Annotated in this window: 23 protein-coding genes and 2 pseudogenes; 16 read left to right on the top strand and 9 right to left on the bottom strand. The window is 75.5% G+C overall.

All coding sequences use genetic code 11. The features are described 5' to 3' along the window. From ACWENR_RS18435 to ACWENR_RS18410, 6 genes and pseudogenes are all read left to right on the top strand, one after another. A pseudogene (locus ACWENR_RS18435) lies at positions 1-1,392 on the top strand (hypothetical protein); the annotation flags it as partial. 59 nt (positions 1,393-1,451) lie between these two features. Next, positions 1,452-2,426 carry an alpha/beta fold hydrolase gene (locus ACWENR_RS18430; RefSeq protein WP_452278197.1) on the top strand — a complete coding sequence of 325 codons (975 nt, stop codon included), beginning with the start codon at positions 1,452-1,454 and terminating at the stop codon, positions 2,424-2,426. A 170-nt stretch (positions 2,427-2,596) separates the two neighbouring features. Next, the gene (locus ACWENR_RS18425; protein WP_452278196.1) at positions 2,597-3,379 is read left to right on the top strand and encodes a DUF3152 domain-containing protein; all 783 of its coding nucleotides are present in this window, start codon (positions 2,597-2,599) and stop codon (positions 3,377-3,379) included. A gap of 354 nt (positions 3,380-3,733) precedes the next feature. Then, positions 3,734-4,495, top strand: coding sequence for a DUF3152 domain-containing protein (locus ACWENR_RS18420; protein WP_452278195.1), 762 nt, complete (start codon positions 3,734-3,736; stop codon positions 4,493-4,495). 110 nt (positions 4,496-4,605) lie between these two features. Continuing rightward, a complete protein-coding gene (gene moeZ, locus ACWENR_RS18415; protein ID WP_452278194.1) occupies positions 4,606-5,787 on the top strand; it encodes an adenylyltransferase/sulfurtransferase MoeZ in 1,182 nt (393 codons plus the stop codon). Further along, positions 5,784-6,704 carry a squalene--hopene cyclase gene (locus ACWENR_RS18410; protein WP_452278198.1) on the top strand — a complete coding sequence of 307 codons (921 nt, stop codon included), beginning with the start codon at positions 5,784-5,786 and terminating at the stop codon, positions 6,702-6,704. Before moeZ ends, ACWENR_RS18410 begins: the two co-directional genes overlap by 4 nt. Positions 6,705-6,827: 123 nt before the next feature. Here the strand turns inward: ACWENR_RS18410 and ACWENR_RS18405 are convergent, their stop codons facing one another. From ACWENR_RS18405 to proB, 4 genes are all read right to left on the bottom strand, one after another. Next, the gene (locus ACWENR_RS18405; protein WP_452278193.1) at positions 6,828-7,343 is read right to left on the bottom strand and encodes an SUKH-4 family immunity protein; all 516 of its coding nucleotides are present in this window, start codon (positions 7,341-7,343) and stop codon (positions 6,828-6,830) included. A 36-nt stretch (positions 7,344-7,379) separates the two neighbouring features. Then, the gene (locus ACWENR_RS18400; protein WP_452278192.1) at positions 7,380-8,000 is read right to left on the bottom strand and encodes a hypothetical protein; all 621 of its coding nucleotides are present in this window, start codon (positions 7,998-8,000) and stop codon (positions 7,380-7,382) included. A gap of 225 nt (positions 8,001-8,225) precedes the next feature. Then, the gene (locus ACWENR_RS18395; RefSeq protein WP_452278191.1) at positions 8,226-9,470 is read right to left on the bottom strand and encodes a glutamate-5-semialdehyde dehydrogenase; all 1,245 of its coding nucleotides are present in this window, start codon (positions 9,468-9,470) and stop codon (positions 8,226-8,228) included. 11 nt (positions 9,471-9,481) lie between these two features. Then, positions 9,482-10,639: a glutamate 5-kinase gene (gene proB, locus ACWENR_RS18390; protein ID WP_452278190.1), complete on the bottom strand. Its 1,158-nt coding sequence runs from the start codon at positions 10,637-10,639 to the stop codon at positions 9,482-9,484. Positions 10,640-10,652: 13 nt separating this feature from the next. On the opposite strand from proB, the gene ACWENR_RS18385 reads away from it, so the two are divergent. From ACWENR_RS18385 to ACWENR_RS18375, 3 genes are read left to right on the top strand one after another with little or no spacing between them, the layout of a single operon-like run. Then, a complete protein-coding gene (locus ACWENR_RS18385) occupies positions 10,653-10,964 on the top strand; it encodes an MGMT family protein (RefSeq protein WP_452278189.1) in 312 nt (103 codons plus the stop codon). A 32-nt stretch (positions 10,965-10,996) separates the two neighbouring features. Then, positions 10,997-12,460, top strand: coding sequence for an MFS transporter (locus tag ACWENR_RS18380; RefSeq protein ID WP_452278188.1), 1,464 nt, complete (start codon positions 10,997-10,999; stop codon positions 12,458-12,460). Further along, the gene (locus tag ACWENR_RS18375) at positions 12,457-13,950 is read left to right on the top strand and encodes a pyridoxal phosphate-dependent decarboxylase family protein (protein ID WP_452278187.1); all 1,494 of its coding nucleotides are present in this window, start codon (positions 12,457-12,459) and stop codon (positions 13,948-13,950) included. Before ACWENR_RS18380 ends, ACWENR_RS18375 begins: the two co-directional genes overlap by 4 nt. A 37-nt stretch (positions 13,951-13,987) precedes the next feature. On the opposite strand, the gene ACWENR_RS18370 is transcribed toward ACWENR_RS18375, so the two are convergent. The 3 genes from ACWENR_RS18370 to ACWENR_RS18360 form a co-directional block, all read right to left on the bottom strand. Continuing rightward, positions 13,988-15,193 carry a hypothetical protein gene (locus ACWENR_RS18370; protein WP_452278186.1) on the bottom strand — a complete coding sequence of 402 codons (1,206 nt, stop codon included), beginning with the start codon at positions 15,191-15,193 and terminating at the stop codon, positions 13,988-13,990. Beyond that, positions 15,186-15,737: a sigma-70 family RNA polymerase sigma factor gene (locus tag ACWENR_RS18365; RefSeq protein ID WP_452278185.1), complete on the bottom strand. Its 552-nt coding sequence runs from the start codon at positions 15,735-15,737 to the stop codon at positions 15,186-15,188. Before ACWENR_RS18365 ends, ACWENR_RS18370 begins: the two co-directional genes overlap by 8 nt. A 246-nt stretch (positions 15,738-15,983) precedes the next feature. Further along, a complete protein-coding gene (locus ACWENR_RS18360; protein ID WP_452278184.1) occupies positions 15,984-16,916 on the bottom strand; it encodes a hypothetical protein in 933 nt (310 codons plus the stop codon). A 354-nt stretch (positions 16,917-17,270) separates the two neighbouring features. Between ACWENR_RS18360 and ACWENR_RS18355 the strand changes: the two genes are divergently transcribed. Both ACWENR_RS18355 and ACWENR_RS18350 read left to right on the top strand, forming a co-directional pair. Further along, entirely contained in the window at positions 17,271-17,861 is a 591-nt protein-coding gene (locus ACWENR_RS18355) for an NADH-quinone oxidoreductase subunit B (RefSeq protein WP_452278183.1), read from the top strand. Between the two features lie 155 nt (positions 17,862-18,016). Continuing rightward, the gene (locus ACWENR_RS18350; RefSeq protein ID WP_452278182.1) at positions 18,017-19,333 is read left to right on the top strand and encodes a DUF2252 domain-containing protein; all 1,317 of its coding nucleotides are present in this window, start codon (positions 18,017-18,019) and stop codon (positions 19,331-19,333) included. Between the two features lie 7 nt (positions 19,334-19,340). Here the strand turns inward: ACWENR_RS18350 and ACWENR_RS18345 are convergent, their stop codons facing one another. After that, positions 19,341-20,387, bottom strand: coding sequence for a glucose 1-dehydrogenase (locus ACWENR_RS18345; RefSeq protein WP_452278181.1), 1,047 nt, complete (start codon positions 20,385-20,387; stop codon positions 19,341-19,343). A 181-nt stretch (positions 20,388-20,568) separates the two neighbouring features. Here ACWENR_RS18345 and ACWENR_RS18340 point away from each other — a divergent pair. Together ACWENR_RS18340 and ACWENR_RS18335 are read left to right on the top strand one after the other, a co-directional pair. After that, positions 20,569-21,168: pseudogene (locus tag ACWENR_RS18340) on the top strand (NADH-quinone oxidoreductase subunit C); the annotation flags it as partial. 539 nt (positions 21,169-21,707) lie between these two features. Then, positions 21,708-22,670, top strand: a complete 963-nt coding sequence (locus ACWENR_RS18335) for a complex I subunit 1/NuoH family protein (RefSeq protein WP_452278180.1) — start codon at positions 21,708-21,710, stop codon at positions 22,668-22,670. A 188-nt stretch (positions 22,671-22,858) separates the two neighbouring features. On the opposite strand, the gene ACWENR_RS18330 is transcribed toward ACWENR_RS18335, so the two are convergent. Continuing rightward, complete coding sequence (locus ACWENR_RS18330) at positions 22,859-23,944, bottom strand: glutathione S-transferase family protein (RefSeq protein ID WP_452278179.1); 1,086 nt, start codon at positions 23,942-23,944, stop codon at positions 22,859-22,861. A gap of 169 nt (positions 23,945-24,113) precedes the next feature. Between ACWENR_RS18330 and ACWENR_RS18325 the strand changes: the two genes are divergently transcribed. The 3 genes from ACWENR_RS18325 (at position 24,114) to ACWENR_RS18315 (ending at position 25,861) form a co-directional block, all read left to right on the top strand. After that, a complete protein-coding gene (locus tag ACWENR_RS18325) occupies positions 24,114-24,548 on the top strand; it encodes an ester cyclase (protein ID WP_452278178.1) in 435 nt (144 codons plus the stop codon). Between the two features lie 147 nt (positions 24,549-24,695). Beyond that, positions 24,696-25,322, top strand: coding sequence for a NuoI/complex I 23 kDa subunit family protein (locus ACWENR_RS18320; protein WP_452278177.1), 627 nt, complete (start codon positions 24,696-24,698; stop codon positions 25,320-25,322). Then, positions 25,319-25,861: an NADH-quinone oxidoreductase subunit J family protein gene (locus tag ACWENR_RS18315; RefSeq protein ID WP_452278176.1), complete on the top strand. Its 543-nt coding sequence runs from the start codon at positions 25,319-25,321 to the stop codon at positions 25,859-25,861. Before ACWENR_RS18320 ends, ACWENR_RS18315 begins: the two co-directional genes overlap by 4 nt. Positions 25,862-25,902 lie beyond the last annotated feature (41 nt).

The following is a 25,902-nucleotide window of genomic DNA, read 5'->3' as shown; positions in this document are numbered from 1 at the left end:
TGGTCGGGCACGCCGGCCACCCCGGGCAGCTCGCGCAGCGCCGCCGCCTCCGTGCCCCCGGCGACGCCGGAGGGCACGGCCGCCACCGGTACCGCCGCGAGCGGGACCGGGCCACGCGACCGCACCCCCGCCCCGACGAGCGCACCCCCCTACGCGGCCCGCCGGTCCGCCCCCGAACCGGCGCCGGCGGCCGAGCCGGCCGGTGCCGACGGGTCGCCGGAGCATCCGTCGGCGGCGTTGCCGCAGCGCGTCCCCGCCGAACCGGACGTGCCCGTCGTGCCGGAGCCGCCAGCCGTGGAGCCACCCGCCGAAACCCCGGAGCTCGCCCGCATCGCCACCCACCTGCGCCGCGACGACGAGCCCGCGCCGCTGCGGGAACGGCCGGAGGGCTTCGACGTCAACGCGATCCTCGACGCCGTACGCGGCGTGGCCGGCGTCCGCGACGCGGCGCTGCGCCGCACCCCGGCCGGGGCGCACAGCCTGCGGCTCGACCTGGCCGACGGGGCCGACCCGGCCGAGGTCAGCCGGCTGGTCGCCCGCCTGCTCCAGGAGCGGATGGGACTGGCCGCCGCGCCGCAGAACGTGCCCGGCATGCCCGCCGCGCCGGCCCCGCCGGTGCGCCGCCGCTCGGTGGAGCCGCGCGCGGCCGAACCGAGGTCGCCGGGCTCCGCCGCGCCCCGCGCCGGCGAGCCGGCACCCACCGAAACCCGGGCGGCCGGCAGCCGGGCGGCCGGTGGCCCGGCGGAGGTCCCGCAGGCCCGCGCCGAGCGGCGTACCGAGGCGGCGCCGGAGACCCCGCGCCGCCGTCGACAGTCCGTCGCCCCGCACCGGGGAAGGGCCACCGTGGAGGAGCCGGGCTCGGTCTCCGCCGCCCCGGCCGGCGCCCCGCCCGGCAGCCCGGCGACCGTCGGCACGTCGTACTCCGGCGGGCAGGTGACCACCACCGAGAGCGCGCCGTCCCGGCCGCTGGACACCGGCGGCGTGGCCGGTCCCCGGGTGGTGATCGACCACGTCCAGGTGAGCACCTTCGGGCTCGACGCCACCGTGGAGGTGCGCCTCGTCGCCGGTGGCGAGAGCGCCGCCGGCTACTCGACGGGCCCGGCCGTCGACGGGTACGTGCTGCGCCTCTGCGCGGTGGCCGCCGCCGCGGCGGTGGACGAGCTGCTGCGGGGCGGGGAGCCCGGGTCGGACCGGGGGCGCTGCTTCGTCGAGCACGCCGCGGTGGTGCCCTTCGGCAACTGCGAGGTGGCCACGGTCGTCGTGCTGCTGGTCTGCGACGGCTGGGTGGAGCAGCTGGTGGGCTCGGCGCTGGTCGCCGGCGATCCCCGGCAGGCGGTCGTCCGGGCCACCCTGGCCGCCGTCAACCGCCGGATCGAGGCGTTGCTGGCCTGAGCGCGCAGGCGCGGGTCCGACGCACTGCCGGCGGGCACGGGCACGGGCAGACTGGAGGCATGAAGCGCGCCACCCTCCGGCCGGATCATCTCCTCCCCGAGCACTCCGTACCGCCGCCCTGGCCGGGACGCGAGGTGCGTCTCGACGGCACGGTGACGTACGTCCGGGACACTCCGGCGACCGCCCCCGGCGCGGAGCCGGCGCTCTACGTGCACGGCCTGGGCGGATCCTCGCAGAACTGGACGGATCTGGCCGGCCTGCTCGCCGACCGCCTCGACGGGCAGGCCATCGACCTGCCCGGGTTCGGCCGCAGCGAGCCGGGGCGCCGCTACACGATCCCGGCGTTCGCCGAGCGGGTGGTCCGCTGGATCGAGCACTCCGACCGGGGGCCGGTGCACCTGTTCGGCAACTCGCTGGGCGGGGCGGTGTCGGTGCAGGTGGCGGCGCTGCGGCCGGACCTGGTCCGGACCCTGACGCTGGTCTCGCCGGCGCTGCCGTTCCTGGACTTCCGGCGCTCGTTGCAGGGGCGGATGCTGCCGCTGCTGGCGATCCCCCGGGGCGAGCGGCTGGCCGCCTGGCGGCTCGCCCAGCTCGCCCCCGAGGCGATGGCGCAGCAGATGCTGGAGGCGTGCATCGCCGACCTCAGCCGGATCTGCGAGCAGCGCCGGCAGGAGGCGCTGGAGGAGATCCGGGTGCGCCACGAGGCCGAGCACTACGCCGCCGCGTACGTCCGGACGTTCCGCGGCCTGGTCTCCAGCTTCCTGCGGTCGTACCTGCCGGGGTCGGGGTCGCTGTGGCGGCTGGCCGGCGCCGTCCGGGCACCCACGCTGGTCGTCGGCGGGCGGCACGACCGGTTGGTGGACGTCCGGGTGGCGCCGCAGACCGCCCGGGTCATCCCGGACAGCCGACTGCTGATGCTGGACGGGGTCGGCCACGTCGCGCAGGTGGAGGTGCCGCGCCTGGTCGCCCGCGCCGTGCTGGGGCTGCTCGCCGAGACCGGGGACACCGCCAGGCGGCCCGACATGGCAGGCTGAGCGGGATGCCCTCCGCTCGCCGCCGCCCCGCCACGCCCTCGACCGGGGGCCACCGTGCCCACGCCTCTCCCGCGGGGCGTGGCGACCCGACAGCCCGGGCCCGACCCGGTGGCCCCGACCTGACCCGGCCACGGCACCGCCGTCCGGTCCGTCGACGCCGTCTCGTCGAGGTGGTCGCGCTGGTCCTGGCGGTCGGCGCGGCGGTGGCGGTGGTCGCCGACTGGCGCGGCGCCGACGTCGGCGCGGAGGTGGTCACCGCCGAGCAGATGGCTCCCGGGCCGGCGCTCGGGCCGGTTTCCGCCGCACCGGTCACGCCGACGCCCTCCACCAGCGTCGCGCCGCCGCCGGTGCTGCGGCTGTCCGGGCCGGTGCCGTCGCGGGGCCGGGGCAGTTTCGGCTACGACGACCGGGCGGGCCCGGTGCTGGGGGAGACCGGCACGCTGCGCCGCTACCGGGTCGCGGTGGAGGTCGGCTCCGGCGAGGACACGGGAGACTTCGGCACGGCCGTCGGGGAGGCGCTCGCCGGGCCGGGAAGCTGGGTCGACGGCGGGCTGCGGTTGCAGCAGGTGGGCGCCGACGCACGGCACGACTTCACGGTCTACCTCGCCACCCCCACCACGGCGGGCCGGATGTGCGCGGCCGGCGGGGTCGACATCCGGGTGGGCGGGAAGCCGTACACCTCGTGCCGGGCGCCCGGCAAGGTGATCATCAACCTGGAGCGCTGGCGGCAGTCGGTGCCGCACTACGTCAGCGCCCGGGTGCCGCTGTCGGTCTACCGCACGTACGTGGTGAACCACGAGGTCGGACACCAGCTGGGGCACCGGCACGAGCGCTGCCCCGGCAAGGGCCGGCCGGCGCCGGTGATGATGCAGCAGACGCTCTTCCTCAACGGCTGCGTCGCCAACCCCTGGCCCTACCGGGACGGCCGGCGCTACGCCGGACCGCGCCTGTAGCCGCCAGCCGCCAGCCGCCAGGCGGCGCCGCGCGCCCGGCTGCGGGCGACCGGACAACCGGCCCCGGGAGGTTGGTCGCGGGGCGAAAACGCCGCAAAGGTGTACCAGAACTGCCTTCCGGACTTGCGCTGAAGGCACGGAAATGCCCGTTTGTCGTGGGACGCTCGAACCATGACGTCGTCGTCCCCTTACGACCCGCCTGGTCCGCCGCCGCCCCACCCGTCTGCGTCGCCGTCACCGCCGTCGTCGCCGTCGTCGTCAGCGCCGTCGCCGTCGTCACCGCCGCCGTCGTCACCGCCGCCGTCGTCCCAGTCGTCGTCACGGCCGAGCCCAAGCCCGCGTCCGCGTCGGCCGTTGCGGGAACGTCCGGCGGCGGCCCTGCTCCGCGACCGGCGCGTCCTCGGGCTCGCCCTGGCCCTGCTGCTCGCGGCGGCCGTCACGGCCGCGTTGCCGCTGGCGGGCGACCCGGGCGGGGAGCCCACGGGCGGCCGGAACCGGGCGGCCCCCGGGGCCGGGGCCGGCGAACGGGAGCGGCAGACCCACTACCCCCGGGAGGGCGCGGGCGACTTCACCACGGCGGCCGGTGACTCCCCGGTGCGGGGCACGGCCGGGCCGGTGTGGCGCTACCGGGTGGCCGTCGAGTCGGACGCCGGGCAGGACGCCGCCGCCTTCGCCGCCTCCGTCGACGAGGTGCTGGCCGACCCGCGCGGCTGGACCGCCTCGGAGGAGTTGCGCGTGCAGCGGGTGGCCGACGCCGACGCCGACTTCACCGTGTACCTCGCCACGCCCGGGACCTCGGAGCGGATGTGCGCCGAGGGCGGGCTCAGCACCGAGGGCTACACCTCCTGCCGGCTCCCCGGGCAGGTGATCATCAACCTGGCGCGCTGGCTGGAGGCGGTGCCGGACTACGGCGCGCCGCTGGAGGTCTACCGGGCCTACGTGGTCAACCACGAGGTGGGCCACGAGTTCGGCGAGGTGCACCAGGCCTGCCCGGCGCCCGGGGAGCCCGCGCCGGTCATGCAGCAGCAGACGTACGGCCTGGACGGCTGCGCCGCCAACGCCTGGCCCTACGTCGACGGCTCCCGCTACGAGGGCGAGGTCGTTCCCGGCATCTGAGTTATTCCCGTTCCCGCAGTTCGGGCGACGTGTCACTCCTCATGGCCGATCGACCCGCGTGCGAGCGACAATGGCCCGGTTCGCCTTCAGCCGATCCCGGGGAGTCCACCGTGTCGTTGCCCCCGCTCGTCGAGCCCGCCGCCGAGCTGACCGTTGACGAGATCCGCCGCTACTCGCGCCACCTGATCATCCCGGACGTGGGGGTGGAGGGGCAGAAACGGCTGAAGAACGCCCGGGTGCTCTGCGTCGGCGCCGGCGGCCTCGGCTCGCCGGCCCTGATGTACCTGGCCGCCGCCGGTGTGGGCACCCTCGGCATCATCGACTTCGACACCGTCGACGAGTCCAACCTCCAGCGCCAGATCATCCACGGCGTCTCGGACGTGGGCCGCTCCAAGGCGGAGTCGGCCGCCGCGTCCATCCGGGAGATCAACCCGCTGGTGCAGGTGGAGATCCACAACACCGCCCTGGACCGGGACAACGTCCGCGAGATCTTCGCCCGGTACGACCTGATCGTCGACGGGACGGACAACTTCGCCACCCGCTACATGGTCAACGACGCGGCGGTGCTGCTCGGCAAGCCGTACGTCTGGGGTTCGATCTACCGCTTCGACGGCCAGGCGTCGGTCTTCTGGGCCGAGCACGGCCCCTGCTACCGCTGCCTCTACCCGGAGCCCCCGCCGCCCGGCATGGTCCCCTCCTGCGCCGAGGGGGGCGTGCTCGGCGTGCTCTGCGCGTCGATCGGCTCGATCCAGGTCAACGAGGCGATCAAGCTGCTCGCCGGCATCGGCGAGCCGCTGGTCGGCCGGCTGATGGTCTACGACGCCCTGGAGATGAGCTACCGCAAGATCAAGGTCCGCAAGGACCCGAACTGCGTGCTCTGCGGCGAGAACCCCACGGTCACCGACCTGCTGGAGGACTACGAGGACTTCTGCGGCGCGGTGTCGGTCGAGGCCCAGGAGGCGGTGGTCGACGCGACCATCACCGCGCTGGAGCTCAAGGAGTGGCAGGACGCCGGCAAGGACATCTTCCTCGTCGACGTGCGCGAGCCGGCCGAGTACGAGATCGTCCGGATCCCCGGCGCGACGCTGATCCCCAAGGGCGAGATCATCTCCGGGGAGGCGCTGGCCAAGCTGCCGCAGGACCGGCAGATCGTGCTGCACTGCAAGTCCGGGGTCCGCTCCGCCGAGGCGCTCGCCGCGCTGAAGGCGGCCGGCTTCCGCGACGCGGTGCACGTGCAGGGCGGCGTGCTCTCCTGGATCAAGCAGATCGACCCGTCGCTGCCCGCGTACTGACGGGTCGGCCGGGGTCGCGGCGGGTCCTCCCGACCCCCGTGACCTCGGCCGATTCCCCGAGGCGCGATCACGTTCGCGCAGGTAGCGTTGCCGCCGTGGTCGACATCGAAGCCGCTGTCGGGTTCGTCGTGGCGCACGGGGACGCGGTGGACCGCGCCCGGCTCTCCCGGCTGCGCGGCGGCGCGCCGCCGTCGCCCGAGCTGCTCGACGCGGCCGAGGTCGGTCAGACGCCCGACGGCGGCTGGCCGGCGACGCTGGGCGGGGACGTCGCGTCCGTCGACGCCACCTGCTTCCGCCTGTCCGAGTTGGACGACCTCGGGGCGCTCGGCCGTCCGGCGGCCCGGCGGGCGCTGGACTGGCTGGCCGCCCGGCAGCTGCCCGACGGCGGCTGGGAGGAGGACCCGGCGCTGGCCGGGGTCGCCCCCGAGTGGGCCCGGCCGGGCGATCCCGAGGCGGGGTTCTACCTGACCGCCAACGCCGGTTTCTGGCTGACCGTCGCGGGCCTGGACGCCCGGGCCGCCGGCCCGCTGGACCACCGGGTCGGCGGGGCGTACGCGGGCGTCGTCCACGCCGCCGCGCAGTCGCTGGTCGCCCGGCTGCGCCCGGACGGCGGCTGGCCGTCCTTCCTGCCCGCCGGCTGGCTCGGCGCGGCGGTCCTGCACCGGCAGGAGATGTTTCACGAGGCGGCGCGGATCCAGGTGCTGCTCGCCGACCGGGTGCCGGAGCTGTCCCCGGGCGACGTGGCCTGGCTGGCCGCGACGCTGCGCCGCGTCGGCGTCGACGAGCAGGACTGGCTGCTGGCGCGGGCCCGGCGGCGGCTGGCGGAGACCCAGCGCGGCGACGGCGGCTGGGACAGCGAGAACGGGCACCAGTTCGACGTGCACACCACGCTGAGCGCGATCCGGGCCTGCCGCTGACGGCGGCCCCGACCCGGGCCGGCAGCCGGGCCTACCGGCACCCGGACGGGGGGCGATCCGGGCCCGGCGCCGGGACGGTGGTCGGGCAGGCGGGCGGCGGAGCCGCCGGAACGGACGGTCCGCTCACCGGAGCTGGTTGATCACCAGCGGCCACCAGGCGTCCGGGGCGAAGGCGGGGCGGTCGATGCTCTCCAGGACGGTGCGCAGCGTCTCGGCCCGCTCGGCCCGGCCCGCCTTCCCCTCGTCGGCCTCGACGAAGAGCGCGAACTGGTAGAGGAACTCGACGAACGTCCGGAAGCTGCTGTTGACCGCCTGGACGTCCTGCTGTTGCAGGTCGAACTGGAGGATCTCGCCGGTCTTCGGGTCGAGCACGTAGAGCAGGTCCGGGTTGTCGGCGACCGCGCCGACCACGATCAGCCGGATGTCGAGCGAGCCGTCCTCGGTGCTGAGCTGGATCGTGTCGAACAGCTCGATGTCGCCTTCGAGGAAGGCGGTGTAGACGACCTCCACGTCGAGCGGGATCTCGTCGCCGGCGGGGAGCGTGTCGGGGCTGAAGCCCCCCTCCAGCCACGCCTCCCGGGGGTACGGGATCAGCTCGTCCTCGCTCCACAGTGAGCGGAACCGGGGGTCAGCGGCCATCGGTGGTCCCTTCGCGACTCGGGTGGCGGGAAAGCGTCAGGACGACAGGTCCGCGGCGATCAGCAGGCGTCGCCAGTTGTCGGCGTACTCGCCGGCGTGCCGGCCCTTGCGCAGCCGCTCGTCGCGGACGCCGGGGCCGAGGACCGTGGCGACCAGCTCCGGGTAGCCGGGACCGAACACGTGCTCGTCGAAGAACATGGCGACGTCGGGGGCGATGACGGTGAACTCCACGTCCTCGTCGGGGTGCTCGTACTGGAAGACGTAGTCGTCCGGCTCCATCCAGTAGACGTCGAGGTCCTCGGTGTCGAGGTAGATCGGCGCCCCGGCCTCGATCTCGGCGCGCAGCCGGGGCGGGATGCTGTGCACCTCGTGGCCGACCGCCAGCGGGCCGCCCATCGGGTCGTTCTCGTTCACCGTGCGGGCCGCCCACGCCGCCGGGCTGAGGATCTCGTCGGGCGGCGCGAACCGGAAGTTGTCGCCGGCCAGGCGCCCGAACAGGCCGTAGACCTCGGCGACGCCGGGCAGGTCGGGGATCGGCTCCAGCGGGGCGGGCTCGCCGATGACCACGCCGAAGCCCCGCTCGGCCTCCAGGCGCCGCAGCAGCGCGAGCTTCTCCCGGATCCGGTCCAGGCGGGCCGGATCCTGCGGGCTGCTCACGGGACCACCTTCACGATGACCGGCGTGCCCCCGGGAACGCCCCGCAGCGCGACGGAGATCTCCCTGCCGAGTTCGCGGTTCGTCCAGGCGTCCATCGGCCTGAGATTATCGTACGTGTCCGTTCCGTCCAGTTGGAGCTCCTGGATGTGGTCCGGGGCGTAGCCCTTGCCGCGCGACCCCGACCCCCGCCCCACCGTCCGGTGTGGCCGACGCCGCCCCGGCCGGTCAGCCGCGCAGGTGACCGTCCCCGGTCACCACGTACTTGGTGCTGGTCAGCTCGGGCAGGCCCATCGGCCCGCGCGCGTGCAGCTTCTGCGTGGAGATGCCGATCTCGGCGCCGAAGCCGAACTCGCCGCCGTCGGTGAACCGGGTCGAGGCGTTGACCATCACGGCCGCCGCGTCCACCCGGGCCACGAACTCCCGGGCGGCGGTGGCCGAGTCCGTGACGATCGCCTCGGTGTGCCCGGTGCCGTACCGCCGGATGTGCGCGACCGCCGCGTCGAGCGAGTCGACGACGGCGACGGAGATGTCGGCGGAGAGATACTCGGTGGCGAAGTCCTCGTCGGTGGCCGGCACCACCGCCGCCGAGTGGGCGGCGACCCGGTCGTCGCCGTGCACCGTGACGCCCGCCTCGGCGAAGGCGGCCAGCATCGGCGGCAGGAAGGCGTCGGCGACGGCCGCGTGCACCAGCAGCGACTCGGCGGTGTTGCAGGTGGAGAGCCGCTGCGTCTTGGCGTTCAGCGCGACCGCGACCGCCTTCGCCACGTCGGCGGCGGCGTCGACGTAGACGTGGCAGTTGCCGACGCCGGTCTCGATCACCGGCACCGTCGACTCCTCGACCACCGTGCGGATCAGCGACGCGCCGCCGCGCGGGATCAGCACGTCGACCAGGCCCCGGGCGCGCATCAGCTCCTTGACGGAGTCGCGGGTGGTGGCGTCGAGCAGCTGCACCGCGTCCGCCGGCAGGCCCGCGCCGGCGACCGCGTCGCGCAGCACCGAGACGAGGGCGGCGTTGGAGTTCGCCGCCGACGAGGAGCCGCGCAGCAGCGCCGCGTTGCCCGACTTCAGGCAGATGCCGGCGGCGTCGACCGTGACGTTCGGCCGCGCCTCGTAGATGATGCCGACCACGCCGAAGGGCACCCGGATCTGGCGCAGCTCCAGCCCGTTGGGCAGGGTCGAGCCCCGCACCACCTCGCCCACCGGGTCCGGCAGCGCGGCCATCTGCCGCAGCGCGTCGGCGATGCCCGCGACCCGCCCCGCGTCGAGGGCGAGCCGGTCCAGCACGGCCGCGCTCAGCCCGGCCCCGCGCCCGGCCGCCAGGTCCTCCCCGTTGGCGGCCAGGATCTCCGGCGTACGCGCCACCAGCGCGTCGGCCATCGCGACCAGCGCGGCGTCCTTCGTCGTACGGGTGGCGACGGCCAGCGCCTCCGCCGCCGTTCGCGCCCGCCGGGCCTGCTCGCTCACGCTCATCGCCGCACTCCTCACAACAGCACGAGGTCGTCGCGGTGGACGACCTCCCGTTCGTACGCCGGGCCGAGCGCCGCGGCGAGTTCCGAGGTCGACCGCCCGAGCAGCCCGGGCAGCTCGACCGCGTCGTAGTTGACCAGCCCCCGGGCGACCGGCGCGCCCCCGGCGTCCACCAGGTCGACGGGGTCGCCGGCGGTGAACGCGCCGTCCACGGCCGTGATGCCGGCGGGCAGCAGCGACTTGCGCCGGCCCACCACCGCGTCGACCGCGCCCGGGTCGAGGTGCAGCCGGCCCCGGGGCGAGGTGGCGTGGGCCAACCAGAAGAGCCGGGCCGCCGGGCGCCGGCGGCTCGGGTGGAACAGGGTGCCGACCGGCTCGCCGGCCAGCGCCGGGGCGGCCAGCGGGGCGGCGGTCAGCACCACCGGGATGCCGAAGCCGGTGGCGATCCGGGCCGCCTCCACCTTGGTCACCATGCCGCCGGTGCCCACCCCGGCCCGGCCCGCCCCGCCGATGTCGACGCCGGACAGGTCCCGCTCGTCGTGCACCTCGCTGATCCGGCTGGAGCCGGGGCGGGTGGGGTCGCCGGTCCAGAGGGCGTCGACGTCCGACAGGAGCACCAGCAGGTCGGCGTGGACCAGGGCGGCGACGAGGGCGGCCAGCCGGTCGTTGTCGCCGAACCGGATCTCCTCGGTGGCGACCGTGTCGTTCTCGTTGACGATCGGCACCGCCCGCAGGTCGAGCAGCTTGCGCAGGGTGCGGTACGCGTTGCGGTAGTGCGCCCGCCGGGTCACGTCGTCGACGGTCAGCAGGACCTGCCCGACGGTCAGGCTGTGCCGGGCGAAGGCGGCGGCGTACCGGCCGATCAGCAGGCCCTGCCCGACGCTGGCGGCGGCCTGCTGGGTGGCCAGGTCGCGTGGGCGCCGGGACAGCCCCAGCGGCGCCAGGCCGGCGGCGATCGCGCCGGAGCTGACCAGCACCACCTCCCGCCCCTCGGCGGCGAGCGCGCCCAGGGTGCCGACGAGCGCGTCGACCCGCCCGTCGTCCAGCCCGCCGGCGGCGGTGGTCAACGAGGAGGATCCGATCTTGACGACGACCCGCCGGGCCGCCGTGACTGCGTCGCGCACCCGCCCATTCTGCGTGGTCGGGCGGGACGCGCCTCGGCGCGTTCCCATATCGTGGCCGGTCGTGACACCTGACGAGTACGTCGAGGCGGTGCTGGAGCTCGTCGAGCGGATCCCGCCCGGCCGGGTGATGTCGTACGGGGCGGTCGCCGACGCGCTCGCCGAACGCTCGGGGCGGGCGTCGGCCCGGCTGGTCGGCTCGATCATGGCCCGGCACGGCGGGGGAGTGCCCTGGCACCGGGTGGTGAACTCGGCGGGCCGGCTGCCACCCGGTCACGAGCGGGAGGCGCGGGCGCGGCTGCGGGCCGAGGGGGCGCCGCTGCGCGGCGACGGGGTGGACATGGCGGCGAGCTGGTCCCCGGAAGAGGGGATGTGACGGGAACCATAACGTGAGTAACATTCGGCCCCATGGACGCGCCGCCGGGTGGAGCCGGCTCGCCGGGCGCCGCCGCGCCGACCGCCAGCTCGCCGCCCGCCGCCGGCGCGCTGCCCCGCCGGGTGCACGCCGGATACGCGCTGGGGTCGCTGGCCACGGGCGCGTTCGGCACCGTGCCCGGGCTGCTCCTGCTGCCCTACCTGACCGACACCCTCGGCGTCGCGGCGGGCGCGGCCGCCCTGCTGGTGCTCCTGCCGAAGGCGTGGGACGTGCTGGTCAACCCGGTCGCCGGCCGGATCTCCGACCGCACCCGGTCGCGCTGGGGCGCCCGCCGGCCGTACCTGCTGGGCGCCGGGACCGCCCTCGGCGTGCTCTTCGCCGCCATCTTCGCCGCGCCGTTCGGGGCCGGGCCGGCCGCCGGGGCGTACGTCGCCGTCGCCTTCCTCGCCACCGCCACCGCGTTCGCCTTCTTCCAGGTGCCGTACGTGGCGATGCCGGCCGAGCTGACCGGCGACTACGCCGAACGTACCCGCCTGATGAGCTGGCGGATCGCGGTGCTGGCGCTGGCCATCCTGGTCTCCGGCGCGGTGGCCCCGCTGGTGCGCGACGCGGGCGGCGGCGGCGTCCCCGGGCACCGCTGGATGGGGTTCTTCGTCGCCGGGCTGATCGTGCTCGGCGCGGTCGGCGCGTTCCTCGGCACCCGCGCCGCCCCGGAGAGCACGGTGGGGGAGAGCGAGCCGACGCTGCGCGCCCAGCTCGCCGTCGCCGGCCGCAACCGGCCGTTCCGGGCGCTGCTGGTCTGCTTCGTGGTGCAGTCCGCCGGGGTGGCCACCATCCTCGCCGGCGTCAACTACTTCGCCGACCAGATCCTGCACGACCCCGACGGCGGCCCGACGACCTTGTTCGTCTGCTTCGTCGGGCCGGCGCTGCTGGTGATGCCGCTCTGGACCCGGGCCGGCGCGCGGATCGGCAAGCTCGCCGCGCTGGTCGCCGCGTCGCTGATCTTCGCGGCGGGCGCGCTGGCCCTGGTCGCCGCCCCGGTGCTGCCCACGCTCGCGGTCTACCTCCTGGTCGCGCTGGTCGGCGTCGGCTACGCCGGCCAGCAGGTCTTCGCCCTCGCCATGCTCCCGGACTGCATCGCCTACGACACGGCGCGCACCGGCCGGCGGCAGGCCGGCGTGTTCACCGGCCTCTGGACGGCGGGCGAGACCCTGGGGCTCGCCCTCGGGCCGGGCCTCTTCGGCCTGGTGCTCCAGCTGGGCGGCTACGTCTCCTCCGACACCGGCACCGCCGCCGCCCAGCCCGACACCGCCCGCCTCGGCATCCTGCTCGGCTTCACCGTGCTGCCCGCCGTGCTGGTCGCCCTGGCCACCCTCCTCCTGCGCCCCTACGACCTGACCCCGGCCCGCCTCGCCGCCGCCGGGCCCGCCCCCACCGCCCCCGCGACCGGGGACGACAGCCACCGCACCCACGGAAAGGGCGTCACGACTCCATGACCGACGAGAGGCCGGGCGGCAGCGCGCTGCCCGGGACCGGGTTGCCCGCCGAGCGCGTGCTGGCCGAGGTGCGCGCCCTGCGGGCCGCCGACCGCCCCACCCACGGGGGGCGGCTCTTCGCGTACGTGTACGACCCCGCCGTGCCGGGGCTGGACGACCTGGCCGCCGCCGCGCACGCGGCGAGCGCGCACGTCAACGGGCTCGACCCGACCGCCTTCCCGTCGCTGCTGGCGATGGAGAACGCGCTGGTCGGCGCGGCCGCCCGGCTGCTCGGCGGCGGCCCCGGCAGCGCCGCGCCGGACGCGGTCGGCAGCGTCACCAGCGGCGGCACCGAGTCGCTGATCCTGGCCGTGAAGGCCGCCCGGGACGCCCACCCCGAGATCGCCGCGCCCCGGATCGTGGTGCCGGCCAGCGCGCACGCCGCGTTCGCCAAGGCGGCCCACTACCTGCGGGTCGCCGTGGACACGGTGCCCGTGTCGGCGTCGACGCTGCGGCCGGCCGTCGCCGACGTGGCCGCCGCCATCGGTCCCGAGACCGTGCTGGTGGCCTGCTCCGCCCCCTCGTACGCGCACGGCGTCGTCGACCCGGTCGCCGGGATCGCCGAGGCGGCCGCGAGGGCCGGGGTGCGCTGCCACGTCGACGCCTGCTTCGGCGGCTGGACCCTGCCGTACCTGCGCCGGCTCGGGGCGGACGTGCCGCCGTTCGACTTCGCCGTCGCCGGGGTCACCTCGATCTCGGTCGACCTGCACAAGTACGCGTACGCCCCGAAGGGCGTCTCGGTGCTGCTGCACCGCGACCCGGCGCTGCGCGCCCCGCAGTACTTCGCGTACGCGGACTGGCCCGGCTACACGATGGTCAACCCGGTGATCGCCTCCACCCGCTCCGGCGGCCCGATCGCCGCCGCGTACGCGACCCTGCGGCACCTCGGCGACGACGGTTACCTGCGGCTCGCGGCGGCGACGCGGGACGCCGTGGCGGGGCTGGCCGACGCCGTCCGCGCGGTCGACGGGCTGCGGCTGGTGGCCGAGCCGGAGTCGACGGTCGTCTGCTTCACCGCCACCGATCCGGGGCTGGACCTCTTCGTCCTGGTCGACGAGCTGACCGCCCGGGGCTGGCACACCCAGCCCCAGCTCGCGTACGCCGACCTGCCGCGCAGCGTGCACCTGACCGTGACCGCCGCCGTGGCGCCCCGGGTGGCGGAGTTCGGCCCGGCCCTCGCCGAGGCGGTGGCCGCCGCGCGGGCGGCCGGGCCGGTCGCGCTCCCCGGTGACCTGCTCGCCCTCGCCGGCACGCTGACCGCCGACGCGCTCACCCCGGACCTGGTCGCCGGCCTCGCGGCCGGGCTGGGGCTGGGCGGGCCGGCCGCCGGGGCCGGCCCGGCGCCGGACCGGATGGCGGCGGTGAACACCCTGCTCGACGCCGCGCCGCCCGCGCTGCGGGAACGCCTGCTCGTGGAGTTCGTGGGCCTGCTGCAACGCCCGACGTACTGAGACCCGGCGCGGTGGCGGGCACCGCGCCGGGCCCCGGTCACCGCCAGTTGATCGTGGCGGTGTTGTTGTCGCGGTCGGGTTCGATCAGGTGGTGGCCGCCCGGTCCGTGCGGGACCACGCTCACCCGCGCCGAGCCCGCGGCGAGGGCCGACCCCGGCGGCACCCGCAGCTCCAGCCGGAGGCGGACCTCGCCGCCCGGCGCGATCGGGCCGAGCTGGCAGACGAGCGGGGCGTCCCTCAGCCCGGTGTCGTCGGCGCAGGCCGTCGAGCCCCCGACGAGCCGCAGTTGCCCCGGCAGGTCGAGGTCGAGGACGGCCCTGGTCACCTCCCGGCCACGCAGGTGCCGGACCAGCACCTCCACGGTGCCCGACCGGGAGCCGTCCTCGGCCGTGCTGAGCGTGAGGTCCGTCGCGGAGACCGCGAGGTCGGCGAAGTACGGGTTCGGGCCGAACGTGGTCGGCCCCTCCACCTGCGTGAACCGCCCGTCGCCCCAGCGGTAGCCGCGCCACTGCCGCTGCGACCAGTCGAGCGGCCAGCCGCCGCCCGGGGCGAGGTCGGCCACCTGCACCCGCACCAGGCCGCCGGGGGCGACCTCCACGTCGGTGATCCACTGCGGTGTCTCCCGCGCGGTGGTCGCCACCCGGCCCAGGGTGACGATCCCGCCGGCCGGATCGCGGTCGAACGCGACCACCTGCATCGGCCCGCCGGTGCCGCGCAGGCATTGCGTCAACGCGACCGTCTCGGTCGCGCCGTCCCGGTCGACGTCGCCGTACGCGAGCCCCAACAGCACGTTCGTCCCGTCCCGCGTCGCCTCGCCCACCAGCCGGGCGCCCCTGGTCGGGCAGGCCGAGCCGGGCCGCCACTCCGGCAGCGACACCGGCGTGGCGAGCAGTTGCGCCCGGCTGATCCGGCCGTTGGGGGCCGCCGGAGCGGAGCCGGCTCCGGTCGGTGTCGGCGACGCCGACGAACCGGCCGAGGTGCTCGGCGTGGGGGAGCCGGACGGGGTTCCGGTCGGCTGCACCGGTCCCGGCGGGGGAGCCGGATCGGTCAGCGCCGCGTACCCGACGACGGGGCCGGTCCCCAGCGCCAGGGCCGCCGCGACGGCCGTGCCGAGCGTGCGGCGCCGGCGCTGCCGCACGCGCCGGCGGACGGCCGCCGGGCCGGGCGGCTCGACCTCGGCCAGCACCTCCGTGCGGTACCGGGCGAAGCGCTCGGCGAAGGCCACTGCCTCGTGTTCAGACATCCTGTGCCTCCTCGGTGTCCCGCAGGGAAGCGGCGAGCGAGGCCCGCCCCCGGTGCAGCCAGGACTTGACCGTCCCCTCGGCGACGTGTTCCTGCGCGGCGATCTCGGCGACGGTCAGGTCGGCCAGGTAGTGCAGCACCACCGCCCGGCGCTGCCGGGGCGGCAGCAACGCCAACGCCGCCTCCAGCGCCACCCGGTCCGGCGTCGGGCCCGCCACCTCCGCCTCCACCCGCCGCTGTCGGAGCAGGTGGTCGCGGGCGGTCCGCAGCCGGCGCCACCGGCTGCGGGCGAGGTTCCAGGCGACCCGCCGCACCCAGGCCACCGGGTCGTCGTAGTGGACCAGCCGGCTCCACCGCGCCAACGCCCGGCAGAACGCCTCCTGGGCCAGGTCCTGGGCCTGGCCCAGGTCCCCGGTGTACGCGCAGAGCTGCGCGGTCACGCTCCCGAAGTGCGCGTGGTAAAAGGCGTCGAAGACGAGCGGGGAGTCGTCCCGCTCCTCGACCGGCGGTGGTTCGTTCGCGCGGGCCCCCATCGTCACTGTCACTGCCCCTCCCCGTCGGGCCACTGTGGTGTCTGGCGCCGGTAACACCCGAACGGCAGACGACGGGTTGCGGCACCGCGCCGTCGGGCATCCGACGGCGCGGGCCGTTCCCGCCACCCCCGATCGTCGTCGCATCGGCGGCCGCCGGGGTGCCCCACCGGCCGGCGGCGCCGCGCCGTGCGCCGGGGGCACGCCGAACACGAAGGTGCGGCCGTGGGCACACCACGGCCGCACCTCCGTCGATCGTCGTCAGTCGCCGGCGACGGCGGTGACGGCGAAGGTGGCGGTGTTGTCGACGGGGTCGGCGTCGGTGAGTTCGCCGCCCCAGCCGAAGATCCCGTACAGCCGCACCGAGCCGGTGCCGAGGTCGCCCGGGGCCACCTCGGCCGGCGCCCGGAACAGCAGCGCCACGGACCGCTCCTCACCCGGCACGAACGGTCCGCCGGCGACCGGGCAGGCGGCCGTGCACTGCTCCTGCGGCTCGCTGCCGGCGAGGCGCACCCCGGCCGGCAGCGTCGGCTCCAGCCAGTAGGCGTCGTGCGCCGCGTCGCCCGCCGACCGCACGGTCACCGGCAGCCGGCCCAGCCAGCTCCCGTCCTCCTGCCGGGTCAGGGTGGCGGACCCGACCGTCAGCGACGCGTCGGTCACCGTGTCCCAGACGTACGGTCGGGCGTCCCGCAGCGAGCCGGTGGTGGAGCGGAACAGCGTGTCGAACGCCCGGGTGTCGTTGGCCGGGTTCGCGTCCCCGGTCTCGACCGTCACCCGACCGCCGGCCGCGGACATCGCGTACGCCCGCGGGGTCGTCAGCACCCGGAAGTCGACCGTGAACCGACGTCGCTCGCCGGGCTGGAGCGCGCCGCCCGGCACGTAGCAGTGGATCGTCCGCACCGGCTTCGGAGCCCCGTACACGCAGGGCTCGTCCGGGCGCATGCCGGCGAACGCGCCCGGCACCGGCTCCGTGATCGTGAGGTTCAGGTGGGACGCCTGCGTACCCCGGTGGGTGACGGTCACCGGCAGGCTGCCGGCGTACCCCCGGTCGGTCGGTTCGAGCACCAGCCGGCCGGTCGACACCGAGGTGTCGGCCGGGGCGGCGGCCTGCGCGGCGGGCGTCGCCGCCCCGAGCAGGGCGAGTCCCGCCCCCAGCACGCCGGCGACGAGCCGTCGGGCGATGGTTCCGGTCATGTCTGTCCTCCAGATCCCCGTTGTGCCGCCCGCGGCCTCGCGCCGCCGGGCGGGTGTCACGGACAGACACTTGCGAGCCGGGAGGTGGGTTGCGCGGCGCCGGCGCGGGCCGCGGTCGCGTACCAGACAGTGGCGCGACCAGGGCGCCGGCGACCGGCGGCGCGGTGCGACCGGTCGGCGCGGAGCGGCCGGACGGCGTCGAGCGCGTGGTCGGCGTCGAGTGACCGGTGGGTGTCGGGCGAACCGGTCGGCGAGGGACCGTCGGTGTCGGGCGGACCGGTCGGCGCCAGCGACCCGTCGGCGCCGCCGGCGGCTGTGGTTGACTTGGGGCGGGGTCCGGGGAAGGGGGCGGTCGTGCAGGTGCCGGGAGTGCTCGGCGAGCCGATCCGGTTCGTGCTGAACTGGGGCCGTCGCTACTCGCTCTGGGTCTTCAACTTCGGCCTGGCCTGCTGCGCGATCGAGTTCATCGCCACCAGCATGGGCCGGCACGACTTCATGCGGCTGGGCGTGATCCCCTTCGCGCACGGCCCCCGGCAGGCCGACCTGATGGTGGTCTCCGGCACGGTCACCGACAAGATGGCCCCCGCCATCAAGCGGCTCTACGACCAGATGCCCGAGCCGAAGTACGTCATCTCGTTCGGCGCGTGCTCCAACTGCGGCGGCCCCTACTGGGACTCCTACTCGGTGACCAAGGGTGTCGACCAGCTCATCCCGGTCGACGTCTACGTGCCGGGCTGCCCGCCCCGGCCGGAGGCCCTGCTGCACGGCATCCTGCGCCTGCAGGAGAAGATCGCCGCCGAGCAGTCCGGGGTCGGCGGGGTGCCCAGGCCGGACGCGCTCGCCGCGCCCGTCGACGCCCCGCCCGCCGACGCCGGCTCCACCGGCGCGGTCCCGCGCTCGGCGGAGTCGCTGACCGCCCCGCCGGTCCGCCCGCCCACCCGCTGAGGCGCGTCCCCGCCCGCGCACCGCTGAGGCGCGTCCCCGCCCGCCCACCCGTTGAGGAGCGTCCCCGCCCGCGCCGGCCCCGGCCGTCGGGTCGGGACGGGCCGGTCGGTCGGGCGACACCTCCCGGGTGGTCGGCGAGGGCTAGCCTGCGCACCATGAGCCAGTCCGCGGACCAGCGTTCCGCCTACATCGTCCACGTGCTCACCGAGGAGTTCGGCGAGTCGATGGCGCTCGACCCGGCCGCCTTCCGGCGCAAGTTCCGCAAGATGGCCGCCTCGCCGTTCGCCTTCTACCGGGGCAGCGCCTCCCTGTTCTACGCCGACCAGCTCGGCGACTTCGCCGACGACCGGTTCCTCGACGACCGGACCAGCCGGGTGTGGATCCACGGCGACCTGCACGCGGAGAACTTCGGCACGTACATGAACGCCTCCGGACGGCTGGTGTTCAACGTCAACGACTTCGACGAGGCGTACGTCGGGCCGTTCAGCTGGGACCTCAGGCGTCTGGCGGCCAGCGTGGCCCTGCTCGGCTACGCCAAGGCGCTCTCCGACCGGGCGATCAGCGACCTGGTCGCCGGCTTCGCCGGGTCGTACCTGACCGAGCTGCGGGCCATCGCGGCCGGCGGTGACGACGCGATCGGCTCGATCACCCTGGACAACGCCGACGGTGTGCTGCGCCGGGTGCTCCAGCAGGCCCGGCTCAACACCCGGGTCGACCTGCTCGCCGCGCAGACCACCGTCGACAACCACGAGCGGCGCTTCTCCCTCGGCGACGGGGTCTTCGCGGTCGACGACGAGACCCGGGCGAAGGTCTGCGCCGCGTTCGAGGACTACCTCGGCACCCTGCCGGTCTCCTCGGCGCGGCTCCGCCCGGTGGCGACCCGCATCAAGGACGTGGTGCTGCGCAAGGGCGTGGGCATCGGCTCGGCCGGGCTGCCGTCGTACAACCTGCTGCTGGAGGGGCACACCGAGGCGCTGGAGAACGACGTCGTCATCTACATGAAGCAGGCCCAGGTGCCGGCGGTGGCCCGGCACATCGCCGACGAGGCGATCGCCGGCTACTTCCGGCACCAGGGGCACCGCACCGCCGAGTCGCAGCGGGCGCTCCAGGCGCACGCCGACCCGTGGCTGGGCTTCACCGAGCTCGACGGGGTCGGTCAGCTCGTCGCCGAGGTCTCCCCGTACGCGGCCGACCTGGACTGGGCCGACGTGAACGAGCCGGAGGAGCTGGCCGGGGTGCTGGCCGACCTCGGCCGGGCGGTCGCCCGGATGCACTCCGTCGCCGACGACGAGTCCAGCCACGACCTCGTCGACTACTCCACCGAGGAGGCGATCGTGGCGGCGGTGGACGCCGACGAGGAGGGGTTCTTGACCCACCTGGTCGACTTCGCCCACGCGTACGGGGTGCGGACCCGGCAGGACCACCAGCTCTTCGTCGACCTGTTCCGCAACGGCCGGCTGCCCGGCCTCTGACCCGCGGTCAGGAGCGGAACTCCAGCACCACCTTGATGTCGTCCGGCTCGGGGGTGTACGCCCGCGCGTACGCCTCCGCCGGCACCCGGCGGGTGATCAGCGAGCCGAGCCACGACTGGTCGGCCCGGGTCAGCGCCTCGGCGGCCAGGTCCCAGTGCCGCCGGTTGGCGTTCACGGAACCGAACACGACGTTGTTCTCCAGCACCAGGGCCCGGTTGAGCGCACCCGCGTCGAAGTCGATGGTCCGCCCGCCGCTGGAGACCCCGGTGAGGCAGACGATGCCGGTCGGGCCGACCTTGCACATCACGTCGAGTACGACGGCCGGCGCCCCGGTGCACTCCAGCACCACGTCCGGCTCGAAGTCCAGCTCGTTGACCGGCACGGTGTGGTAGGTCGCTCCGAGCGCCCGGACCAGCTCCGGCTTCGGCCCGGTGGTGTTGCGGTCCAGCACGTGCACGGCGAACCCGCGTTGCGTCGCCAGCAGCGCGGCCAGCAGGCCGATCGGGCCGGCGCCGGTGACCAGCACGATCTGCGGCTGCCACTCGGCGCGGGCGCCGATCCGCTCGATGTGGTCCCACGCCTTCGCCACCACGCTGGTCGGCTCCAGCAGCATGCCGACCGGGGCGAGGGCCCGGTCCAGCCCGACGGCGAACCGGGGCTGCAGCCGCCACCGGTCCCGGGCGAAGCCGGGCAGCGCCTTGATGCCGTGCTCGGTGAACCGCCCGTTGCGGCACATGTCCCACTCGCCGACCGCGCAGTTCTGGCAGGGCACCGGGTCGGGGTGCCGGACGATCCCGGCCACCAGGTCGCCGGCCTGCAGGGTGCCCGACGGGTCCTCCAGCACCCGGCCCAGCGACTCGTGCCCCAGCACCAGCCGGTCCGCGCCGGGCGGCGCCTCGCCGTACTGGCCGGCGATGATCTCGTGGTCGGTGCCGCAGATCCCGACCGACAGCGCCTCGACCAGGATCGCGCCCTCCTCGGGTGGCGGCTCGGGATGGTCCTCCACGAGCCGCAGGGAGTCGGCGACACCCGGGGTGACAGTCACAGCGCGCACGGCCTCATCTTTCCCCGCCGACGGGTCCGCCGCCCGGCAAAGCGGCCAGATGGCGCGAACCGCCCGGGGCCGGCGGGCGTACCCGCTGCTCCCGCCGGCGGCGCCCACGAGCCGCGCGGCGGTCACCCACCGGCCGGCCGCGTCCCTGACCCCTGCCGGCGGAACACCTAGGATCAGCGACATGACTCCGGAAGAGGTCGGCCAGCGGATGGTCGCGCTGCTCGCGCCCGCCGAGGCGACCCCGTCGGTCTCCGGCGGCCAGGCGCACGCCCGCGCCACCGTCGACGTACCCCTGGCGGCCTGGCCGGACGCGCTCCGCGCCGCGCGCGACGACGCGGAGCTGGCCTGCGACTTCTTCGACTGGCTCTCCGCCGTGGACGAGCTGGCGGGCGGCTTCGACGTGGTGGCGCACCTGTGGTCCACCACCCACCGGCACGGGCTGCTGCTGCGCACCCGGGTGCCCCGCGAGGCGCCGGCCGTCGCGTCGGTGGTCGACGTCTACCCGGGCGCCGCGTGGCACGAGCGGGAGACGCACGAGATGTTCGGCATCGACTTCCCGGGCCACGCCGGGCTGGCGCCGCTGCTGCTGCCGCCCGAGTTTGAGGGGCACCCGCTGCGCAAGGAGTTCGTGCTCGCCTCCCGGGTGGCCAAGCCCTGGCCGGGCGCCAAGGAGCCGGGCGAGTCCGAGGCCGGCGGCGGCCGCCGCCCGATCCGTCCGCCGGGCGTTCCCGCGCCGGGGGAGTGGGGGACCACGCCGACGCCGGCCGGCGCGGGCGGTGCCGGCGAGGGCCCGCGCGGCGGCGTCCCGGCCCGCCCCGCCCGGGAGCGGCCCGCGCGCCCCGCCCCGGGAGCCCGCCCGGCCCGGGAATCCCGCCCCGCCGCCGGTGCCGCTCCGGCTGGTTCGGCCGCTTCGGGCGGCGCGGCGTCCGCCGGGAGGCCCGCTCCGGGCGGTGCCGCTCCGGGCGGTGCCGCTCCGGCTGATCCGGCCGCTTCCGGCGGTGCCGCTCAGGCTGATTCGGCCGCTCCTGGCGGCGGGGCCTCCGCGAACAGGCCCGCTCCGGGTGGCGCGGTGTCCGCGAGCGGGCCCGCTCCGGGCGGTGCCGCTCCGGCTGGCCCGCCGACCCCCGGCGGCGCGGCGCCTGCCGAGCCGGGGCCTGCCGAGCCGGGGCCTGCCGAGCCGACCGCTGGGGAGGCAGGTCCGTTGCCGGGCGCGTCCGGCGGTCGCGGCGCGGGGACCGCCCGATCCGGTCCGCCGGCCGACCGGCCGTCGCGGGAGGGGCCGGCCGCGACCGAGCGGGCCGACGACGGAGGTACGCCCTGATGCCGCTGTGGTTGGAGCTGGTGATCCGGGTGGGCGGCGTGCTGGTCGCGTTCCTCACCCTGCCGCTGGTGGTCGGTCAGGTCGAGCACAAGGTGATGGCGCACATGCAGGGCCGGCTCGGCCCGATGTACGCGGGCGGCTTCCACGGCTGGGCACAGCTGATCGCCGACGGCGTGAAGTTCGTGCAGAAGGAAGACGTCACGCCCCGCGAGGCGGACCGGGCCGTCTTCCGGCTCGCCCCGGTCGTCGCGCTCGTGCCCTACCTGCTGGTCCTGCTGGTGATCCCGCTGGGCCCGGACGACCTGGTCGGGCAGCCGCTGGACATCGGCCTGTTCTTCGTGCTCGCCGTCGTGGGCGTGGGCGTCGTGGCGGTGCTCATGTCGGCGTGGGCGTCGGCCAACAAGTACAGCCTGCTCGGTGGGCTGCGCGGCGCGGCCCAGCTGCTCGGCTACGAGCTGCCACTGGTGCTGGCCGCCGCGTCGGTGGCGATGGCCGCCGGCACGCTCAGCCTCTCCGGCATCGTCGAGTCGTGGCGGCCGTGGTGGCTGCTCTGGCAGGCCCCGGCCATGGTCGTCTTCTTCCTCGCCGGGCTCGCCGAGATCCGCCGCCCGCCGTTCGACATGCCGGTCGCCGACTCGGAGCTGGTCTTCGGCTACATGACCGAGTACACGGGCCTGCGGTTCGCGTTCTTCCTGCTCGCCGAGTACGTCGGCATCGTGGTGATCGCGGCGCTCACCACCGTGCTCTTCCTCGGTGGCTGGCAGGGCCCGTTCGCCGACGCGCAGCTCGGCTGGCTGTGGACCCTGCTGAAGGTCTTCGCCGTCTCGTTCCTGATCATCTGGCTCCGGGTCTCGTACCCCCGGCTGCGCGAGGACCAACTCCAGCGCCTCTGCTGGCTGGTGCTGGTCCCCGTCTCCCTCGGCCAGCTAGTCCTCACCGCCACCGTCCGCATCGCCCTCTAACCTCCCCGCCTCCCCGCCTCCCCTCCCGCCCCGCCTCCCCTCCCTCGCCCCGCCCTGACTCCCGTTGATCTTGCACTTTCTGCCCCGGCATACCGCTCAAAGCGCGCAATTCGAGGGCACAAAGTGCAAGATCGCCGGGGCGTGGGCGTGGGCGTGGGCGTGGGCGTGGGCGTGGGCGTGGGCGTGGGTCAGGGGGTTGGGGTGTGGGTGGGGTCGACGCGTTCGGTGGGTGGGGGCGGCGGGGGTGGGGTGCCGTCGCCGAAGGGCCGACCGCCGAGGGACTCCCGGCCGTGCGGGGTTAGCCAGTTCGCCAGGTCGGGGCCGAGCGGCACCACCCCGGTCGGGTTGATGTCGCGGTGCACCTCGTAGTAGTGCCGCTTGATGTGGTCGAAGTCGACCGTGTCGCCGAAGCCGGGCGTCTGGAACAGGTCCCGCGCGTACGCCCAGAGCACCGGCATCTCGGTCAGCTTGCTCCGATTGCACTTGAAGTGGCCGTGGTAGACCGGGTCGAAGCGGACCAGCGTGGTGAACAGGCGGATGTCGGCCTCGGTGATGGTGTCCCCGACCAGGTAGCGCTGCCCGGCCAGCCGCTCACCGAGCCAGTCCAGCCGGTCGAAGAGCCGGTGGTACGCCTTCTCGTACGCCGCCTGGTCGCCGGCGAAGCCGCACCGGTAGACGCCGTTGTTGACGTCCCGGAACAGCATCGCGCTCAGCTCGTCGATCTCGTCGCGCAGCCGCTCCGGATAGAGGTCGGGCGCCCCCTCGCGGTGGTACGCCGTCCACTCGGTGGAGAGGTCGAGGCTCATCTGCCCGAAGTCGTTGGTGACCACCTGCCCGGTCGGCACGTCCACGATCGCGGGCACGGTGATGCCCCGCTCGTACCCGGGGAACCGGGCGAAGTACGCCTCGGCCAGCCGTTCGATGCCGAGCACCGGGTCGCGCCCGCCCGGGTCCAGGTCGAACGTCCAGCTCCGCTTGTCGTGGGTCGGACCGGCCACCGCCATCGAGATCGCGTCCTCCAGCCCGAGCAGCCGGCGGACGATGATCAGCCTGTTCGCCCACGGGCAGGCGCGGCTGACCGCCAGCCGGTACCGGCCGGCCTCCACCGGCCAGCCGTCCCGGGCGTCGGCGGTGATCCGGGTGGCGATGTAGCGCTGGTCCCGGGTGAACTCGCCGCCCGGCTCGACGTACCTGCCGCCGGTCCGCAGCAGCACCTCGTCGCCGCCGCCCGTCGTGTCGCCGCCCGTCGTGCCGTCCTCGGTCGTACCGTCCAACGCCCTGCCCCCTCCAACGTCGCCCTGTCGCTCGTCCCATCATGGCGGCTCCGCCGCCCGCCGGCGCCCCGAGCGCAGACCTCCCCCCACCGACCCCCCCAGACCGATCCGCCCCCGCCGCCCGCCGCCCCGCCCCGCCCGCCGGTCGGTCGGTGGTTACGCTGCCGCGATGACCGATGTGGAGGCGACGGCCCGGCGCTTCATCGCGGACGTGTGGAACGCCCAGCGGGAGGAGTCGGCGTACGAGCTGGTGTCGCCGGAGTGCCCGGGGCTGGGCGGGGCCGGCCCGGAGGCGACGCTGGCGTGGCACCGGGAACGCCGCGCCGCCTTCCCCGACCTGCGCTACAAGATCGTGGACGTGGTTGCCGCCGGGGACCGGGTGGCGGTGCACTGGCGGGCGGCGGGCACCCAGGCCGGCCGGTTCGGGCCCGTGCCGCCGACCGGGCAGGTGGTGAGCTATTCGGGGGCGACGTTCCTGCGCTTCGACGGCGCCGGCCGAATCGTCGAGGTGTGGAGCTGCAACGAGCTGTTCCAGCTCCTCCAGCAGCTCGGCGTCGAGATGCTGCCGCCGTCGCCGGGTGGGATCAGCGGGACCGGGGCGTGATCCTGCCCAGCGGGATGTCGATCTCCCACGGCTCCGGGACGAGGATGCCGTCGGTCGTCCGGGCCTGCTCGACGTAGACCCGTCCGTCTCACCGTACCGTCGGCAGACCCCGGGTGGTGGTCGCGCGCGCGGGGGCCACAGGGCAGGATGGTCGGCATGACCGACCGCAGCGAGCGCAGCGAGCCGGGCGGCGCCGGCGGAGACCGTGGCCTGCCCGGCGCGGGCCTGGTGAAGGGCCTCGCGGTCACGTTGAAGACGATGACCCGCCGCTCGACCACCCAGCAGTACCCGGACGTCGCCCCCGAGCTGCCGCCCCGCTCGCGCGGGGTGATCGCGCTGCTGGAGGAGAACTGCACCGTCTGCATGCTCTGCGCCCGGGAGTGCCCGGACTGGTGCATCTACATCGACTCCCACAAGGAGGAGGTGGCGGTGCCCGGCGCCGCCCGCCCCCGCCAGCGCAACGTGCTCGACCGGTTCGACATCGACTTCTCGCTCTGCATGTACTGCGGCATCTGCGTGGAGGTCTGCCCCTTCGACGCCCTCTACTGGTCGCCGGAGTTCGAATACTCCGAGTACGACATCAAGGACCTGCTCCACGACAAGGACCACCTCGGGCAGTGGATGGGCACCGTGCCGCCGCCGCCCGCGCACGACCCGAACGGTGAGCCGGCGAAGGAGGAGACCGCCGCCGCGCGCAAGGCCGCGGTCCCGGCCGCGCCCGCCGCCCGTCCCGCCGCCCCGGCCGTACGCCCCGAGCCCGAGGCCGGCGCATGACGGGTGCGGACGTGCTGCTGCTCGCCCTCGGCGCGCTGGCGGTCGGTTCGGGGGTGCTGGTGGTGGCGACCCGGAATCTCGTCCGGGCCGGCCTCTACCTGGTGCTCTGCCTCGGCGCGCTGGCCGGGATCTACCTGGTGCTCACCGCCGAGCTGGTGGCCTGGGTGCAGGTGCTGATCTACGTCGGCGCGGTGGTGGTGCTGCTGCTCTTCGCGGTGATGCTCACGCGCGCCCCGATCGGCGCCTCCGACGACCTGGACCGGCCCGGCTGGGCGGCGGCGCTGGTCGGCGGCGGCACGGGGCTCGGGCTGGCCGCCCTGCTCGTCGACGCCTACCGCTGGACGGCCGTGGAGTTGCCCGAAGCGGGCACGGCCGAACGGCTGGGCGACCAGATCTTCCGGAGCTGGGTGCTGCCGTTCGAGGTGCTCTCGGTGTTGCTGCTGGCCGCCCTGGTCGGCGCGATCGTGCTCTCCCGCCCCGACATCGGCCGGCCGAAGGCGATCCCCGACGCCGCCCGGCCCGACGCCGTGAGGCAATGAACCGATCCAGCCGGTCGAGTATCGGCCGCGCATGTGACCCC

This window comes from Micromonospora sp. NPDC004336, assembly GCF_053602615.1.
Note: the sequence above shows the minus strand (reverse complement) of the source record. Positions and strands in the feature narration are given on the sequence as shown.

Excerpts from the sequence above, each read along its gene's own strand:
- ACWENR_RS18430 (WP_452278197.1), top strand. The coding sequence starts at position 1,452 with ATGAAGCGCGCCACCCTCCGGCCGGATCATCTCCTCCCCGAGCACTCC.
- ACWENR_RS18405 (WP_452278193.1), bottom strand. The coding sequence starts at position 7,343 with ATGGCCGCTGACCCCCGGTTCCGCTCACTGTGGAGCGAGGACGAGCTG.
- ACWENR_RS18395 (WP_452278191.1), bottom strand. The coding sequence starts at position 9,470 with ATGAGCGTGAGCGAGCAGGCCCGGCGGGCGCGAACGGCGGCGGAGGCG.
- proB (WP_452278190.1), bottom strand. The coding sequence starts at position 10,639 with ATGGGAACGCGCCGAGGCGCGTCCCGCCCGACCACGCAGAATGGGCGG.
- ACWENR_RS18380 (WP_452278188.1), top strand. The coding sequence starts at position 10,997 with ATGGACGCGCCGCCGGGTGGAGCCGGCTCGCCGGGCGCCGCCGCGCCG.
- ACWENR_RS18375 (WP_452278187.1), top strand. The coding sequence starts at position 12,457 with ATGACCGACGAGAGGCCGGGCGGCAGCGCGCTGCCCGGGACCGGGTTG.
- ACWENR_RS18370 (WP_452278186.1), bottom strand. The coding sequence starts at position 15,193 with ATGTCTGAACACGAGGCAGTGGCCTTCGCCGAGCGCTTCGCCCGGTAC.
- ACWENR_RS18360 (WP_452278184.1), bottom strand. The coding sequence starts at position 16,916 with ATGACCGGAACCATCGCCCGACGGCTCGTCGCCGGCGTGCTGGGGGCG.
- ACWENR_RS18350 (WP_452278182.1), top strand. The coding sequence starts at position 18,017 with ATGAGCCAGTCCGCGGACCAGCGTTCCGCCTACATCGTCCACGTGCTC.
- ACWENR_RS18335 (WP_452278180.1), top strand. The coding sequence starts at position 21,708 with ATGCCGCTGTGGTTGGAGCTGGTGATCCGGGTGGGCGGCGTGCTGGTC.
- ACWENR_RS18325 (WP_452278178.1), top strand. The coding sequence starts at position 24,114 with ATGACCGATGTGGAGGCGACGGCCCGGCGCTTCATCGCGGACGTGTGG.
- ACWENR_RS18320 (WP_452278177.1), top strand. The coding sequence starts at position 24,696 with ATGGTCGGCATGACCGACCGCAGCGAGCGCAGCGAGCCGGGCGGCGCC.
- ACWENR_RS18315 (WP_452278176.1), top strand. The coding sequence starts at position 25,319 with ATGACGGGTGCGGACGTGCTGCTGCTCGCCCTCGGCGCGCTGGCGGTC.